At 63.3% G+C, this 15286-nt stretch carries 11 protein-coding genes; 4 read left to right on the top strand and 7 right to left on the bottom strand.

From position 1 onward, the window contains the following. Nucleotides 1–64: 64 nt before the first annotated feature. The 4 genes from PQR42_RS31200 to aspT (PQR42_RS31185) all read right to left on the bottom strand — a co-directional run bounded on the left by PQR42_RS31200 (nt 65) and on the right by aspT (PQR42_RS31185) (nt 6708). A complete protein-coding gene (locus PQR42_RS31200) occupies nt 65–1288 on the bottom strand; it encodes a pyridoxal-phosphate-dependent aminotransferase family protein (RefSeq protein ID WP_408216974.1) in 1224 nt (407 codons plus the stop codon). 155 nt (nt 1289–1443) lie between these two features. Then, on the bottom strand, nt 1444–3108 hold the full coding sequence (locus PQR42_RS31195) for a bifunctional aspartate transaminase/aspartate 4-decarboxylase (protein WP_408216761.1): 1665 nt from the start codon (nt 3106–3108) through the stop codon (nt 1444–1446). Between the two features lie 93 nt (nt 3109–3201). Beyond that, a complete protein-coding gene (gene aspT, locus PQR42_RS31190) occupies nt 3202–4884 on the bottom strand; it encodes an aspartate-alanine antiporter (protein ID WP_408216764.1) in 1683 nt (560 codons plus the stop codon). A gap of 141 nt (nt 4885–5025) precedes the next feature. Next, nucleotides 5026–6708, bottom strand: a complete 1683-nt coding sequence (gene aspT / locus PQR42_RS31185) for an aspartate-alanine antiporter (RefSeq protein WP_408390177.1) — start codon at nt 6706–6708, stop codon at nt 5026–5028. Nucleotides 6709–7234: 526 nt separating this feature from the next. Here aspT (PQR42_RS31185) and PQR42_RS31180 point away from each other — a divergent pair. Then, entirely contained in the window at nt 7235–8233 is a 999-nt protein-coding gene (locus PQR42_RS31180; protein ID WP_408390174.1) for a 2-hydroxyacid dehydrogenase, read from the top strand. Here the strand turns inward: PQR42_RS31180 and PQR42_RS31175 are convergent. Beyond that, nucleotides 8230–8847 carry a plasmid fertility inhibition factor family protein gene (locus PQR42_RS31175; RefSeq protein ID WP_408390170.1) on the bottom strand — a complete coding sequence of 206 codons (618 nt, stop codon included), beginning with the start codon at nt 8845–8847 and terminating at the stop codon, nt 8230–8232. The genes PQR42_RS31180 and PQR42_RS31175 overlap by 4 nt on opposite strands. A 92-nt stretch (nt 8848–8939) precedes the next feature. Between PQR42_RS31175 and PQR42_RS31170 the strand changes: the two genes are divergently transcribed. The 3 genes from PQR42_RS31170 (at nt 8940) to PQR42_RS31160 (ending at nt 12358) form a co-directional block, all read left to right on the top strand. Next, entirely contained in the window at nt 8940–9764 is an 825-nt protein-coding gene (locus PQR42_RS31170; protein WP_408390168.1) for a crotonase/enoyl-CoA hydratase family protein, read from the top strand. A gap of 193 nt (nt 9765–9957) precedes the next feature. Beyond that, complete coding sequence (locus PQR42_RS31165; protein WP_408216777.1) at nt 9958–11124, top strand: MFS transporter; 1167 nt, start codon at nt 9958–9960, stop codon at nt 11122–11124. Nucleotides 11125–11197: 73 nt separating this feature from the next. Then, on the top strand, nt 11198–12358 hold the full coding sequence (locus PQR42_RS31160) for an MFS transporter (RefSeq protein WP_408390165.1): 1161 nt from the start codon (nt 11198–11200) through the stop codon (nt 12356–12358). Nucleotides 12359–12611: 253 nt separating this feature from the next. Here the strand turns inward: PQR42_RS31160 and fahA are convergent, their stop codons facing one another. Both fahA and hmgA read right to left on the bottom strand, forming a co-directional pair. After that, the gene (fahA, locus tag PQR42_RS31155; RefSeq protein WP_408390162.1) at nt 12612–13922 is read right to left on the bottom strand and encodes a fumarylacetoacetase; all 1311 of its coding nucleotides are present in this window, start codon (nt 13920–13922) and stop codon (nt 12612–12614) included. Beyond that, nucleotides 13919–15265 (bottom strand): homogentisate 1,2-dioxygenase, encoded by a 1347-nt coding sequence (gene hmgA, locus PQR42_RS31150; protein WP_408216785.1) that lies wholly within the window; start codon nt 15263–15265, stop codon nt 13919–13921. The genes fahA and hmgA overlap by 4 nt, the downstream gene beginning before the upstream one ends. Between the last annotated feature and the right edge of the window lie 21 nt (nt 15266–15286).

Raw genomic sequence — 15286 nt, 5'->3', positions numbered from 1 at the left:
TAACAAAACAAGGAAAGGCCAAAACCCCAAGCCCACAACCAATCCCCGAGCAGGCAAAAACCCCCTACCTCCCCCCCGACAACCCCCTCTCCAAAGCCGCCACGCCGGCAGGCAAATCAACCTTAACCCCAAGATCGACCATAGTCCTCCCAAGCGCATGCACAGTGCGAAAGAGGTTATGTTCCCGACACTGCTCCCCCATCTGCCCCACACGAACAATTGGCAATCCAAACGAACCCGAAATCTCCACCTGATGCATCCGCGAAATATGCGAACAAACATCCGCGGGACTGAAGCCTTCAGGCACCTCGATCCCAACAACAGAATTCAACCGACAAGCCTCCGGCGTATACAACCGCAACCCCATCGCCGCGACCCCATCCTGCAACGCCAGTGAGCATTTCAAATGCCGGGCAAATCGCTTCTCAAGCGTCTCAGCACACACAAGTCGCAAAGCCTCATGCAAAGCCAGAACGCCCGACACAGGCGCCGTATAGTGATACCCCGCGTTATGCCAAAAATTCTCGGCGAGCGAAGCATCCAGACACCAATGCGCATTCGGCGCCGTGCGCCCCTTGACCCGCTCCCAGGCCGCATCGGAAAACGCGATCAACGATACACCCGGAATCGACGACAACCCCTTCTGCCCACCCGTAATAACGGCATCGATCCCCCAGGCATCCATCTCCAAAGGCATCGTACTCAACGTGCAAACCGCATCGACGATCACCAACGCGCCCGCCGCTTTCGCCAACGCGGCAATCTCCTTCAGGTGATAGTTCCAAACGGTATTGGACGTCTCCCCCTGCACCACCGTCACGATCTCGGGACGCTCCCGACGAATCGCCTCGGCAACCTCTTCGAGACTCGCCACCGAACGATCAGCAACATCGAGCGTGCTCACGCGGGCGCCGACGCGCCGCCCCATCTCCGCCATCCGTTCGCTGAAGAAACCGTTCTTGATGGAAAGCACACGCGTGCCTTCCCACGCGAGGTTCGAAATCGCCATCTCCATCGCGGCCGATCCAGGCCCCGCCACGCCCAACACCCATTTCGAGTTCGTCTGGAACACATAGCGCGCCATCGACTTCACCTGCCCGATCACCTTCACCATCGTGCCGCCCAGGTGATTGATCACGATCGCGTTGGCCTTGGCGACGGCGGCGGGAATCGGCACGGGGCCGGCGCCCATCATCAGGAGCGGTTCTTCGGGAAGAATGGCGTCGAGCGACTCGACAACCGGACAGGGCACTGCGGAAGATGCGGATGTGAATGATGAAGTCGGCATGATGATCGGTACGTGAATGTCAGGACGCAAAGGAGCAAACGGCCCCGCCAGCAATGACGCTGACGAGGCCGCCTGTTCGATCATTCACCGATCCGCGCGATTGCGCAAGTTTTTTGACTATGCTTGTTGCGCACGCAGCGCGGCAAACCATGCCATCACTTCACCTTGGTCTTGTCGAGTTTCTTGCCAGTCGCCGCATTGAAGCGCTCGACATACTCTTCGATCAGCTTGCGCAGAGCGCGCCCGATCTGCCGGTAGTCGGCCTCGTTCAGGTTCGCCAACGACACGCGCCCCGACGGATGCTGCGTGCCGAAACCAAGCCCCGGCAGCAACACGACGCGCGCTTCACGCGCAAGGCGGAACAGCAGTTCGGAAGGCTGCGTGTTCTTCAGAAGCCACTCGACGAACTCACGCCCGAACATCCGCTCGCCGAGGAACTCGACGTCGAGGATCGTGTAGTAATCGACCTGGTTCGGATCGTCGTCCTCGAAGGAAATGCCAACTTCCTCGTAAAGCGCCTGCTTGCGCTTGCGGATCAAACGCTTCAGCGCGTTCTTGTACGCGTCTGGCGTGTCCATCAGCGAGAACAGCGAAAACAGCACCATCTGCACCTGCTGCGGCGTCGACAGACCCGCCGTGTGATTCAGCGCGACAGTGCGGCTGTCGGCCACCAGACGGTCGATGAACTTGAGCTTGTCCGGCTCCGTCGTGATCGATTCATAACGCTCGTGCAACTGCTTCTTCGCGTCCTTCGGCAATTCGGCGATCAGCTTGTCGAGCACGTTGTCGCGGTGCGTCGCGATCGTACCCAGACGCCAGCCGGTCGCACCGAAATACTTCGAGTACGAATAGACGAGAATGGTGTTCTTCGGCGCGAGCGCGAACAGCGAGACGAAGTCGTCGGCAAAAGTGCCATACACATCATCGGTCAGCAGGATCAGATCGGGCCGTTCCTTGACGATGTCGGCAATATATTGAAGGCTCTCGTCATTGATCTTCACCGAAGGCGGATTGCTCGGGTTCACGAGGAAGAACGCCTTCACCTTCGGATCGCGCAGCTTGTCGAGTTCCTTCTTCGAGTACTGCCAGCCGTTCGCCACGTCGGCTTCGAGATTCACCACGTTAAGCTTGTAGTCGTTCAGGCGCGGAATCTCGATGTACGGCGTGAAGATCGGCATGCCGAGCGCGATCGTGTCGCCCGCCTTGATCAGGTGGTTCTCGCGCATCGTGTTGAAGATGTACGTCATCGCCGCCGTGCCGCCTTCCACCGCGAACACATCGAATTCGCCGACAAAAGGATGGTCGCCGATCATCTCCTTGCGCAGATACTGCCCGACGATTAGCTCGGACAGTTTGAGCATGCGGTCCGGCACCGGATAATTCGAAGCGAGAATGCCCTCGCACATTTCATACAGGAAATCGCCGGCTGAGTATCCCAACTGATCGCGCACGTACGACACCGCACCGCGCAGAAAGTCGATACCCGGCACGCCCTTGTTCTCGCGCAGGAACAGATCGAAGCGTTCTTCGAGGCCGTCGCGCCGCGGAAAGCCGCCCACGCCTTCCGGCATGTAGGCAAACGAGCGCTCCGATTCGCGCATCGCGAAGAGGCCGAGTTGCCAGAAGCCGTGACGCGGAATCGTCGCGAGAAAATTCGGGTTGCCGCGGCCGGCGTTGAGCATGGATGCGTTGGCGGGCCGCTCCACGGCGCTGCCGCCGGCGGCCTTGATCAGTTCGTCCTTCAACTCGAACGGGCTGAGCGCGGCCATACCCGCTTGTGCCATATCCGCGTGTTTCTTGTCACCCTTCTCTTTTGCCATGATGCGTTCTCCAATGAGCCAAGTGAAAGACGCCGGCGTGGCGAATGATCGTCCGGTGAGCGCCGGCGTGAGAGAGATCGATAGACGCCCGCGCTAGACAAGCCCGACCACGAGCGGGCCGAGCAGCGTCAATGCGACGTTCGCGATGGCATACGTGATCGCGAACGGCACGGTCGGCACGGCGCTTTCCGCCTTGTCGAGCACGCCGCCGAATGCGGGATTCGCACTGCGTGAGCCGGACAGCGCACCGGCCAGAATGGCTGCGTTGTTGTACTTCAGCACGTAGCGGCCGAACAGCATGGTGAGCAGCAACGGGAACAACGTGACGAACACGCCGAGCAGGAAAATCGTGATGCCAAGCTGCTTGACGGTCACCACGGCCTGCAATCCCGAGTTGAGCCCCACCACCACCACGAACGCCGCCAGGCCGAAATCCTGCAGCAGCCGCGAAGCCGCCGACGGCATCACGCCGTACATGGGATGCTTGCCGCGCATCCAGCCGAACAGCAGGCCGGCCAGCAGACAACCACCGCCCGAGCCGAGCGTAAGCGGAATGCCGCCGACGTTGATGACGATCAGGCCGATCAGCAAACCGAGCACGAGGCCGACGCCCATGTAGATGAAGTCGGTTTTGATGCTATAGGGCAGCTCGTAGCCGGCGGCGTCGACGGCGCGCTTGGTGTCTTTCGGCGAGCCGTAAAAGGTGATGACGTCGCCGTGCTCGAGTTTGGTTTCCGGCAGAATCGGCAGCGGCTGACCAGCGCGCGAAATACCCTGGATGTAGACGCCGTGGCGCAAATCGCGATCCACCACTTCCCGCGCGGCGGCGATCGTGGTGTGGTTCATGCCCTTGCGCGTGAACACGCCCTGGCGCGTCTGCATGACGACGCCGACGTCCTCGACGGTGGCCACCTCGCCGCCGCTCGCGCCGAAGGCGACCACGGCTTCGCGGCGGCCCACCACCAGCACCACGTCATCGGGCTTCAATACCAGGTCGGGCACCGGGTCGAGTTGCTGGCCGTCGCGCTTGATGCGCTCGATCGTCAGGAAGTCCTGATGCTGCGTCTCGACGGCCTTCACCGTTTTCCCGGCGCTGACATCGATCTTGTAGGCGCGGCCAACCATCTCGGGCAAGGCGGAAAGCTGCCCCGGCGCGACGGACGGCGCGCCTGAGGTCAGCTCGCGTTCCGCTTCGATCGAGGCGTCGCGCAAACTTTGCCCCATGAACTTCGGCAAGATATTCACGCACACGATGATCGCGCCCAGTGAGCCGAACACGTAGGTCACCGCGTAGGCAATCGCCACGTCCGATTGCAGCGACTTGACCTGATCGGCGGGCAGGCCGAGACGCGCGATCGCATCGCCTGCCGTGCCGATGATCGCCGACTGCGTCAGCGCGCCGCCCGCGAGCCCGGCGGCGAGCCCCTTGTTCAAATGGAACAGCTTCGCGCACACCACCACGGTGACGAGCGCACTGACCGCCAGAAATACGGCCATCGCGATCTCACGCAGCGTCTTGCGGTTCAGCGAATTGAAGAAGCCCGGACCGGAGTCGTAGCCAACCGCATAGATGAAGACGGCGAACATCACCGACTTCACACCGTTGTCGATCGTCACGCCCGCCTGACTGATGACGACCGCGGCCAGCAACGACCCGCCCACGCCGCCCAACTGGAACTTGCCGAAGTTGATCTGCCCGATGAAGTAGCCGACTGCGAGCGACAGAAACAGCGCAATCTCGGGTGATTTCTGAAAGATGTGATGTAGCCAGTCCATCGTGCCCTCGCTGGATAGTTTGTGATACTGAGTACTGGGTGCTGCTCGCGCATGCGAAGCGCAATCGTGGCGTGCTCCGCTTGGGGCCTGCCGCATCGGCCGAACGTGGCATGGCGCGCCACATCCGGCACATCTGGCCGCCTAATGAAATTTCCCGGCGAGGCCGACGACCACCGGCCCCATCAGCGGCAACAGAATGTTCGAGAGTGCATAAGTGATCGTGTAGCCGATCACGGGCGTGGAGTTGCCGGTGACGCCCACCAGTGCGCTGATCGCAGGCGTGCTGCATTGCTGGCCGGCAATCGCGCCGAGCAGCATGGGGGCCTCAAGCTTGAGAAACATGCGGCCGATCCACAACGACAGCAGGCCCGGCACGAGCACCATCAGAATCCCGGCCACCGGCAGCGCGAGACCGTACTCGCGCACCAGCCTGATGGCGTCCGGTCCCGCCGACAAACCCACTGCGGCGATGAACGTGGCGAGACCAAAGTCCTTGAGAATCTGCGCGGCCGCCGAAGGCAACGAACCGACCAGCGGATAACGCGAACGGATCCAGCCGAACAGCAGCCCCGACAACAGACAGCCGCCGCCCGTCCCAAGCGCCACCGACACGCCGCCCACCCGCCCGCCGAGATGGCCGATCGCCATGCCGACCAGCACGCCCAGACCGAGATAGACGAAGTCGGTCTTCTGCGTCGCGACGAGTACGTAGCCCAAACGCTTTGCGCCGCGCTCGACATCGGCTTTCGCGCCCACCAGCGTGAGCACGTCGCCGCGATTGAGCTCGGTGCCGGGCAGCGCCGGCACCGTGGTTTCGAGCCGCGTGACCGTCGCGATGTAGACGCCACGTCCGTTTTCCGGCGTCGCCTGTTCGCGCACCTGCGCGATCGTTCGACCGTGCAGGTCGCTGCGCGTCAACACCACGTCGAGCTTCTCGGCGATCACAAGGCCGAAGTCCGCGCCGTCTACTTCTTCGCCGAGAGCGGCCGCCGCCGTCACGATCGCTTCACGTCGCCCCGCCAGCAGAATGATGTCGCCGGCCGCGAGCGTCAGCTGCGGTTCGGCCGGCACATTCGCGCCGTCTCGCCGCACGCGCTCGACCGTCAGGTTGAAGCCGTATTGCTGTTCGAAGGCCCGGATCGTCGCGCCGGCCGCCGCGCCGACGCGAAACGCGCGGCCCACGAGCGCCGGCGCGGCCGCACGTTGACCCTCACCGAACGCGCCGTCGCCGCCGAGCTTGCGCCACACGCGCTCGGCTTCGTCGCGCAGATTGACGCGCAAAAGCAGCGGTGCGAACTGGCTCGTAAAGAGCACGATGGTGATCAGGCCGAACAGGTAGCTCACGCTGTACGCGGTCACGATATTGGCCTGCAGGCGGACCGTTTCCGCGTCGCTGAAACCGAGCTTGGCAATGGCCTCGGACGCCGTGCCGATCACGGCCGACTCCGTCGCCGCGCCCGCCAGCAGACCGGCCGCCGTACCGGCATCGAGCCGCATGACGGCCACCGCGATCATGATCAGCACCAGCACCGACACGATCTCGACCACCGACAGCAACCCGTAACGCCAGCCACGGCCGATGTTGGCGAAGAACTGCGGCCCACCGGTGAAGCCCAGCGCGAAGATGAACAGCGCGAACGCGATGTTCTTCAGATCCGGAGCGATGCGCGCGCCCGTCTGGCCCAACAGCAACGCAACGATCAACGTGCCGCACACGCCGCCGAGCTGAATGGGCCCGACGCGGAACGAACCAATGAAATATCCAATTGCAAGGCTTGCGAACAGCGCGATCTCCGGTTGAGATCTCAGCAATTCACCGATCATGTTGGCTCGCCGATTGACGGGTTTATTAGCAGGAAACCGAAAAATCATTCGAAAAACTCGAATAGATTTATTTGGCCCCCAGTACGACGCACGCATTACTCAACCGGCATAGCGATTGAGTGAAAACTTAATTTACGGCAATGGGATGACGCGAGTCGCGTCCGAGACGATTTGCCGCGCTGCGGTGGGGGTTATTGAAATTATCTTCCGATAGCTCGACTGTCACTCTTTCCTCGCGAAGTTGCCTAACGCCTTGAAAAAGACATCGTCTGCTGATGGTCAATTATTACAGCACGAGTGAACATGCTTTTTTGAACGGCCTTTTTTAATAGATATTGTAGTTCGACGAGGCTGTCAATATTATTTTCAACTCACATCCACTTGTCTTCGCAAAAAATGATCTTCAGCAAAGACAAGTGGATTGGCAGCGCGCTTCACTCGCGACGCATACCCTATACTGATTTGCTCGCCTGCCACGCCATGAGTCCGCGTCATTAGCGCCGGCACGGTGTCTTCGGAGCCCGACATGCGCATGATACTGTTCAGCAGCCGCCAATACGACAGTGACACGTTCACCGAAGGCAATGCCAAGCATCGCTATGAACTGCACTTCCAGGAATCGCACCTCGACAGCGAGACGGCCATTCTCGCTCAGGGCTATGAAGTGGTCTGCCCGTTCGTCAACGACAACGTCGACGCGGCGGTGCTGAAACGGCTTCATGCCGGCGGCACGCGCATGATTGCACTGCGCTCGGCAGGCTTCAATCACGTCGATCTGGCCGCGGCCGAGCGTCTCGGCATCACGGTCGCGCGGGTGCCGGCCTACTCGCCGCACGCGGTGGCCGAGCATGCGGTCGGCTTGATTCTGGCGCTGAACCGGCGTCTGCCGCGCGCCGCCGCACGCACTCGCGAAGGCGACTTTTCGTTGCATGGGCTGCTCGGCTTCGATCTGCATGGCAAGACCGTCGGCGTGGTCGGCACGGGCATGATCGGCCGCGTATTCGGCCGCATCATGGCGGGCTTCGGCATGCAGGTGCTCGCGTACGATCCCGGCAAGCCCGCCGACGACTTGCTCGCGCTCGGCGCCCGCTACGTGCCGCTCGACACGCTGCTCGCCGAGTCCGACGTGGTCAGCCTGCATTGTCCGCTGGTGCCGGACACCTACCATTTGATCGACGGCCCCGCGCTCGCCAAAATGAAGCGCGGCGCGATGCTGATCAACACGGGCCGTGGCGGCCTCGTCGAAAGCAATGCGCTGATCGGCGCGTTAAAGGACGGCCAGCTTGGCCACCTCGGGCTCGACGTGTACGAGGAAGAAGGCGGCCTGTTCTTCGAGGATCACTCGAATCTGCCCTTGCAGGACGATGTGCTCGCGCGTCTGTTGATGTTCCCGAACGTGATCGTCACCGCCCATCAGGCGTTCTTCACGCGTGAGGCGATGAACGAGATCGCCCAGACCACGCTCGAAAACGTCGCGGCGTGGCATGCCGGCACGCCGCGCAACGTGGTGCGCGCGCCCGCTTAGGTGTCGCCGCCGGTGTTCAACGGCGTCGCGCGGACCACAGTGCGCGCGTCGTCCGCGGCGCCGCAGAGTTCGCGCAGCAATATCGCCTCACGCTCGTGCACTTCCACCGGACACCAGCGGGCGCCCGCATCCGCCAGATAGCGTGCGCGATGCTGGCCGTTGCGAAACGCCACCACGCCTTCGCGCTCCAGTCCGAACCAACCCAGCAGACCCGGCGCGCGACGCGTCGAGATGGTCACGTACGGCATCTGCGGAATACGCGGGTTCTCTGGATCGAGAAACTCCCGAATGCCGCGCACTTTGCCCGAATGCCATTCGGCGACCGGCTTCAGCACGTAATCGGTATTGTCGCGATCGGCGCAGGCGAGCAGCTTGCGCACATCGACGAGTACGACCTGATGCCGCGTGCCGTCCGTGACGAAGACGCGTTTCAGGCGCACATGGTCGTACCATGGATGCTCTTGCAGAGGCACGGTCCAGACCGTCTCGGCACAAGCCGGCGCGGCGGCTGACGATGAATTGGACAAGGGCAAAGGCAGGCTCGTTAAGCTGGCGAAAAGACGCCAGCGTGTTAGAAGAGCGCTTACGCTACGAGCCGATTGTGTAAGAAGCATGACAGACCACGGTATTAATTACTCTGCATGAGCACACCGCTCACAAGCCCGCGACGAGCGAGCAGACGCGGATGACTTCTACGGTGACAACGATGATAACCACGCAAAATTTCAATGACCACGTGCGCATCGAAGCTAATCAGGATATCGGCGTGGCCACGATCATCCTTGAGCGGCCCGCGCGTCGAAATGCCGTCGACCGTCCTGTCGCTGAGGCGCTCAGCGCCGCGTTCGCCCGCTTCGAAGCCGAGCCGGTCTGGCGCGCGGCGGTGTTGTTCGGCGCGGGCGGCACCTTCTGCGCCGGCGCGGACCTGACCGCCCTCGCCGACGACACCCGTCGCAACGAATTGCATGCCGACGGCAGCGGTCCCGGCCCGATGGGACCGACGCGCATGAGCTTCAGCAAGCCCGTGGTCGCCGCGATTGCCGGTTATGCGGTGGCGGGTGGCCTGGAACTGGCGGCCCTGTGCGATCTGAGAGTCGTCGAAGACGACGCGGTGCTCGGCGTGTTCTGCCGACGCGTCGGGATTCCGCTGATCGACGGTGGCACGATCCGCTTGCCGCGTTTGATCGGCCTGTCGCGCGCGCTGGACCTGATTCTGACCGGCCGCGCGGTGAGCGCGCACGAAGCGCTCAGCTTCGGTCTCGCCAATCGCGTCGTCCCCAAGGGCACGGCGCGCGCGGCAGCCGAACAGTTGGCCGCCGAACTGGCCGCGTTTCCGCAGGCGGCACTGCTCGCCGATCGCCGCTCCGTGCTGGAAAACAGCCTGCTCGACGATGTCGCTGAAGCATTGCGCCGTGAAGGTGCCGGCGGCTATCAAGCCGTGTTCGACGAAGGTGTGGCAGGCGCGGCGCATTTCGCCAGTGGTGCCGGCCGCCACGGCAACACGCTCGCCCCCGACGGCGATCAACGCTAGAAACGCAGCCGAACTCGCGTTGCGATAGCGATTTTCAGTAAAAAACAACACCAGCCTTGACGATCAGCAAGCCCGTTTTGACTTAGGTAGAATCCCCTACTGTTTTACCCCTGTACGGCGCACGCGTTTTCGCCCCGAAAACGCGCGCCGGCCGCGCGACGCTTCCCGCCGCGCCGATTCACGCTCCTTCACCATGCCTTTGCCCCTGCTTGCCCTTGCCGTTGCCGCGTTTGGAATCGGTACCACCGAATTCGTGATCATGGGGCTGCTGCCCGATGTCGCGCGTGACCTGTCCGTGTCGATCCCGGCGGCCGGCATGCTGGTGTCGGCGTACGCGCTCGGCGTCACCATCGGCGCCCCGATCGTCGCGATCGCTGTTGCGAACATGCCGCGCAAGAAGGCGCTGATGAGCCTGATCGGCGTGTTCATCGTCGGCAATCTGCTGTGCGCGGTCGCGCCGGGCTACGCGGTGCTGATGGCCGCGCGCATCGTGACCGCGTTCTGCCACGGCGCGTTCTTCGGCATCGGCTCGGTGGTGGCCGCGGGCCTCGTCGCGCCGAACCGCCGCGCGCAAGCCATCGCGTTGATGTTCACGGGCCTCACGCTCGCCAACGTGCTGGGCGTGCCGCTCGGCACCGCACTCGGCCAGGCGGTGGGCTGGCGCGCCACCTTCTGGGCGGTGACGGGCATCGGCGTCGTCGCGGCGGCCGCGCTCGCGGTGTGTCTGCCGGCGAAGATCGAAATGCAGAAGGCGAGTCTTGTCCACGAATTCAGCGTGCTAAAGAACCCGCAAGTGCTGATGGTGCTCGGCATCAGCGTGCTAGCGTCCGCAAGCCTCTTTTCCACCTTCACGTACATCACGCCGATTCTCGAAGACGTGACCGGCTTTACGCCGCACGCCGTCACCCTAGTGTTGCTGCTGTTCGGCCTTGGCCTGACGGTGGGCAGCACACTCGGTGGCAAGCTCGCCGACTGGCGGCTGATGCCGTCGCTGGTGGCGTTCCTGTTGGCGATCGTCGTGATCCTGACCATCTTCGCTGGCACCATGCATGCGGAGATCCCGGCGATGATCACGATCTTCGTGTGGGGCGTTCTGGCCTTCGCGATCGTGCCGCCGCTGCAGATGCTGATCGTCGACCGCGCGAGCCATGCGCCGAATCTGGCTTCGACCTTGAACCAGGGCGCCTTCAACCTCGGCAATGCGACGGGCGCCTGGCTCGGCGGCATGGCGATCGGCGCGGGCGCACCGCTCACGACGCTGCCGTGGGTCGGCGTGGCAACCTCGATCGGCGCGCTGGTGCTGACGCTGTGGTCGGTGTCGATCGACCGGCGCGCGCAACGCATGGCGATGGCGGGCTAACCACGTTTCTCCGCTCACGTCGCAAACCCCGCGCAGGTGCGAATGACCCGCGGCCGTAGTAGCATCTCGGCCGATGAAAGTCATCTTCACGCGCGATTTCCTCGCTTTGATCCTTAGCGTCGCGGTCGTCGGACTCGGCAGCGGCGCGACGCTTCCCCTCACTGCCCTCGCACTCACGCAAGCCGGCTACGGCACCGACGTGGTCGGCCTGCTGACCGCCGCGCAAGCGGGCGGCGGGCTCGTCATCGTGCCGCTCGCGGGATGGATCGCGGCGCGTTTCGGCGGCCGCCAGGTGATCGTGGGCGCCGTGCTGGTGGTGGCCTTCGCCACCGCGCTGATGCAACTCACGTCGAACCTGTGGCTCTGGGCCGTGTTGCGCGTGCTATGCGGCGCGGCGCTGATGCTGCTCTTCACGATCGGCGAAGCCTGGGTCAACCAGTTGGCCGACGACGCCACGCGCGGACGCGTCATCGCCATTTACGCGACCAACTTCACGCTGTTCCAGATGGCCGGTCCCGTGCTGGTGAGCCAGATCGCCGGCTTCACGCAGTGGCGCTTCCTGATTTGCGGCGCGATCTTCCTGCTGGCGCTGCCGATGCTCGCCACGATCCGCAAGACGCCGCAAGCATCCGAGGATGAGCACGCGGCGCACGGCAGTTGGCGCCGTGTCTTGCCGCAGATGCCGGCGCTCGTGATCGGCACTGGTTTCTTCGCGTTGTTCGACACGATCGCGCTCTCGCTGCTGCCGCTCTTTGCCATGTCGCATGGCATCACGAGCGAGGTGGCCGTGCTGTTCGCGTCGGCGCTGCTGCTCGGCGATACGACGATGCAATTCCCGATCGGCTGGCTGGCTGACCGGCTCGGGCGCGAACGCGTGCATATTGGTTGCGGTGTGATCGTCGTGGCGCTGTTGCCGTTGCTGCCGTGGGCGATGACTTCGCCGTGGCTCTGCTGGCCGCTGCTGTATGTGCTCGGCGCGGCGGCGGGCGCGATTTATACGCTGTCGCTGGTTGCCTGCGGCGAGCGCTTTCGCGGTGTCGCGCTGGTGTCGGCGAGTTCGCTGGTGGGCGCGTCGTGGAGCGCGGCGAGTTTCGGCGGGCCACTCGTGGCTGGTGCGTTGATGAAGGGCGTCGGCAATGACGCGATGGTCGGTGTATTGCTCGTTGCTGCGTTGGCGTTTCTGGCGGCGGTTTGGTGGGAGAGACGGCGTGCGCCGGTGCGGGCTGCTGGTTGATCGGCAAGCCTTTGGTACGGCGCTGCGGCGCCGCTGACGATGCGATGGCCGACGTGCCGCTCGCTGCTGCTTTGGCGTTTCCTGTAGCGGCTTGATGAGAGGGACGCCGTGCGCCGAGCCCGGTCGCGGGTCGATCAGCAGACTCTGTCGCGGCGCGAGATGATGCGTGAATAGCAAAACGGGGAAGCCATTTATCGTGGCTTCCCCGTTTTTTTTCATGCGCCTTCGTGCGGCTCGCCCGCTATTTCCAGCGTTACTTCAACGCCGGCAAAATCTCCCCGACGCACGCGCCGAAGCCCACACGATAACCCTCGCCCTGGCACCAACCGGCCAGCGTCAACTCGTCGCCGTCTTCGATGAAACTGCGCGTGCCGCCTTCCTGCAACTCCAGTGGCTTCTTGCCATTCCACGTCAGCTCCAGCAAGCTGCCGAACGAATCCTCCGTCGGTCCGCTGATCGTGCCCGAGCCCATCAGATCGCCCACGCGCGTATTGCAGCCCGATACCGTGTGATGCGCGAGCTGCTGCGCCATCGTCCAGTACATATGCTTGAAGTTGGTCAGCGCAATCGTGCTCGCCTCTTTCGCCTGGTGCGGGCGCAGCTTCACTTCCAGCGTGATATCGAACGCATGCTCGCCGTCGTGGCGCAAATACGCGAGCGGTTGCGGCTCCTGTGCCGGCTGCGCGACGCGGAACGGTTCGAGCGCGTCGAGCGTCACGATCCACGGCGAGATCGTCGTCGCGAAGGTCTTCGCGTTGAACGGTCCGAGCGGCACGTATTCCCATTGCTGAATATCGCGCGCGCTCCAGTCGTTCAACAGCACCATGCCGAAGATATGCGCTTCGGCATCGGCACACGCAACCGGCTCGCCCAAGGCATTGCCCGCGCCGATCACGAAGCCGGTTTCCAGTTCGATATCCAGCTTGCGGCATGCGCCGAACACCGGACGATCCTGATCCGGCAGCTTCAATTGCCCGTTAGGACGACGCACCGGCGTGCCGCTCACCACCACCGATGACGCGCGTCCGTTATAACCGATCGGCATCTCCGACCAGTTCGGCAGCAGCGCATTCTTCGGATCGCGGAACATGGAGCCGACATTAGTCGCGTGCTCCTTCGACGAATAGAAATCGGTGTAGCCCGGAATCTGCACCGGCAGATGCAATTGCGCATCGGCCTGGCGGATCAATGCGCGGCCGCGCAGCTCGACGTCGTCGTGCAGCGTCGTGTTATCGCGCGACAGCAGCTTGCTCAACTGAATGCGCACGCTACGCCACGCGTCCCGGCCGAGCGCGATGAAATCGTTCAACGCGTCGCGCACGAATACGCTGTCGCCCGCGCCCGATGAAGGCACGGTCAGCAGACCCGCGCTTTCGAGCGCGGCCAGATCGACGATGCTCTCGCCGATCGCGACGCCCACGCGGCGCGTCGCATTCAGGTCGTCGCTAAAAATACCGAACGGCAGATTCTGAATCGAAAAATCGTTGGTCGAATCATTGGCCGACTCGACCCAGCTTTTGCGCGACGGATCGAGCGTCGCCTGAAGATCGCTCAATGCGTTCATCGTTGCTCCGGGTTGAAGTGTTTCGTGAGGCCTTGCCAGCACTCGTAGTAATGCGCTTGCAATTGCGCGGTTTCGAGCGCGAAGCGAGTCGGCTTGATCAGCGTGCGCGTTTCGAACATGAAGGCCATCGTGTCGCCGACTTTCTTCGGCGTCGACGTATCGCCATGCGAGGCTTTCTCGAACGTCTCCGCGTCCGGGCCGTGACCCGACATGCAGTTATGCAGACTCGCGCCGCCCGGCACGAAGCCCTCGGCCTTGGCGTCGTACACGCCGTGCACAAGGCCCATGAATTCGCTTGCGACGTTGCGATGGAACCAGGGCGGACGGAACGTATCTTCGGCGGCGAGCCAGCGCGGCGGGAAGATCACGAAGTCGATGCTATCGACGCCCGGCGTATCGGTTTGCGATTGCAGCACAAGAAAGATCGACGGGTCCGGATGGTCGAAGCTGATCGAGCCGATCGTGTTGAAGCGGCGCAGATCGTACTTGTACGGCGCGTAGTTGCCGTGCCACGCCACCACGTCGAGCGGTGAATGACCGATGTCCGCGCGCCACAGATTGCCGTTCATCTTGACGACGAGTTCGAAATCGCCCTCCCGGTCTTCGTAGGCCGCGTGCGGTGTGAGGAAGTCGCGCGGATTGGCGAGGCCGTTCGAGCCGATCGGACCGAGATCCGGCAGACGCAGCAACGCCCCGAAGTTCTCGCAGATGTAGCCGCGCGCCGTGCCGTCCGGCAGGCTCACCGCGAAGCGCACGCCGCGCGGAATCACCGCGATCTCGAACGGCTCGATGTCGAGCTTGCCGAACTCGGTTGCGATGTGCAGACGCCCTTCCTGCGGCACGATCAGCAATTCGCCGTCGGCGGTATAGAAGAAACGGTCCTGCATCGAGCGGTTCGCGGCGTACAGGTGAATCGCGCAGCCGTTCATCGATTCGGCCGCGCCGTTGCCCGCCATCGTCACCCAGCCGTCGATGAAATCGGTCGGCTCGGCCGGCATCGGTAAAGCGTCCCAGCGCAACTGGTTGGGCGGCGTCGGCGGCACCTCGGCGAAGTTGGCGACGAGCCGCTCCGAAGGCAGTTGCGTGAACGGCATATGCACCGCCGCCGGCCGAATCCGGTACAACCACGAGCGGCGATTATGGCCGCGCGGCGCGGTGAACGCCGTGCCCGACAGTTGTTCGGCGTACAGACCATAAGCCGCGCGCTGCGGCGAATTGCGGCCTTCCGGCAACGCGCCCGGCAAGGCCTCCGTGGCGAATTCGTTCGCGAAGCCCGACTGATAGCCCGGCTCGATTTCGAGCCGCGAACTGGCAGTGTTCGGCGTGCGTGTTGGGGTGTCCATGCAAGGTTCTCCGTTGATACT

The sequence above is a fragment of the Paraburkholderia sediminicola genome (assembly GCF_046027355.1).
GTDB lineage: Bacteria > Pseudomonadota > Gammaproteobacteria > Burkholderiales > Burkholderiaceae > Paraburkholderia > Paraburkholderia sediminicola_B.
This window is presented reverse-complemented; position numbering and strand designations above follow the sequence as displayed.

Coding starts and splice junctions, on each gene's coding strand:
- PQR42_RS31170 (WP_408390168.1), top strand. CDS start 8,940: ATGATAACCACGCAAAATTTCAATGACCACGTGCGCATCGAAGCTAAT.
- PQR42_RS31200 (WP_408216974.1), bottom strand. CDS start 1,288: ATGCCGACTTCATCATTCACATCCGCATCTTCCGCAGTGCCCTGTCCG.
- PQR42_RS31195 (WP_408216761.1), bottom strand. CDS start 3,108: ATGGCAAAAGAGAAGGGTGACAAGAAACACGCGGATATGGCACAAGCG.
- hmgA (WP_408216785.1), bottom strand. CDS start 15,265: ATGGACACCCCAACACGCACGCCGAACACTGCCAGTTCGCGGCTCGAA.
- fahA (WP_408390162.1), bottom strand. CDS start 13,922: ATGAACGCATTGAGCGATCTTCAGGCGACGCTCGATCCGTCGCGCAAA.
- aspT (WP_408390177.1), bottom strand. CDS start 6,708: ATGATCGGTGAATTGCTGAGATCTCAACCGGAGATCGCGCTGTTCGCA.
- PQR42_RS31165 (WP_408216777.1), top strand. CDS start 9,958: ATGCCTTTGCCCCTGCTTGCCCTTGCCGTTGCCGCGTTTGGAATCGGT.
- PQR42_RS31160 (WP_408390165.1), top strand. CDS start 11,198: ATGAAAGTCATCTTCACGCGCGATTTCCTCGCTTTGATCCTTAGCGTC.
- PQR42_RS31175 (WP_408390170.1), bottom strand. CDS start 8,847: ATGCTTCTTACACAATCGGCTCGTAGCGTAAGCGCTCTTCTAACACGC.
- aspT (WP_408216764.1), bottom strand. CDS start 4,884: ATGGACTGGCTACATCACATCTTTCAGAAATCACCCGAGATTGCGCTG.
- PQR42_RS31180 (WP_408390174.1), top strand. CDS start 7,235: ATGCGCATGATACTGTTCAGCAGCCGCCAATACGACAGTGACACGTTC.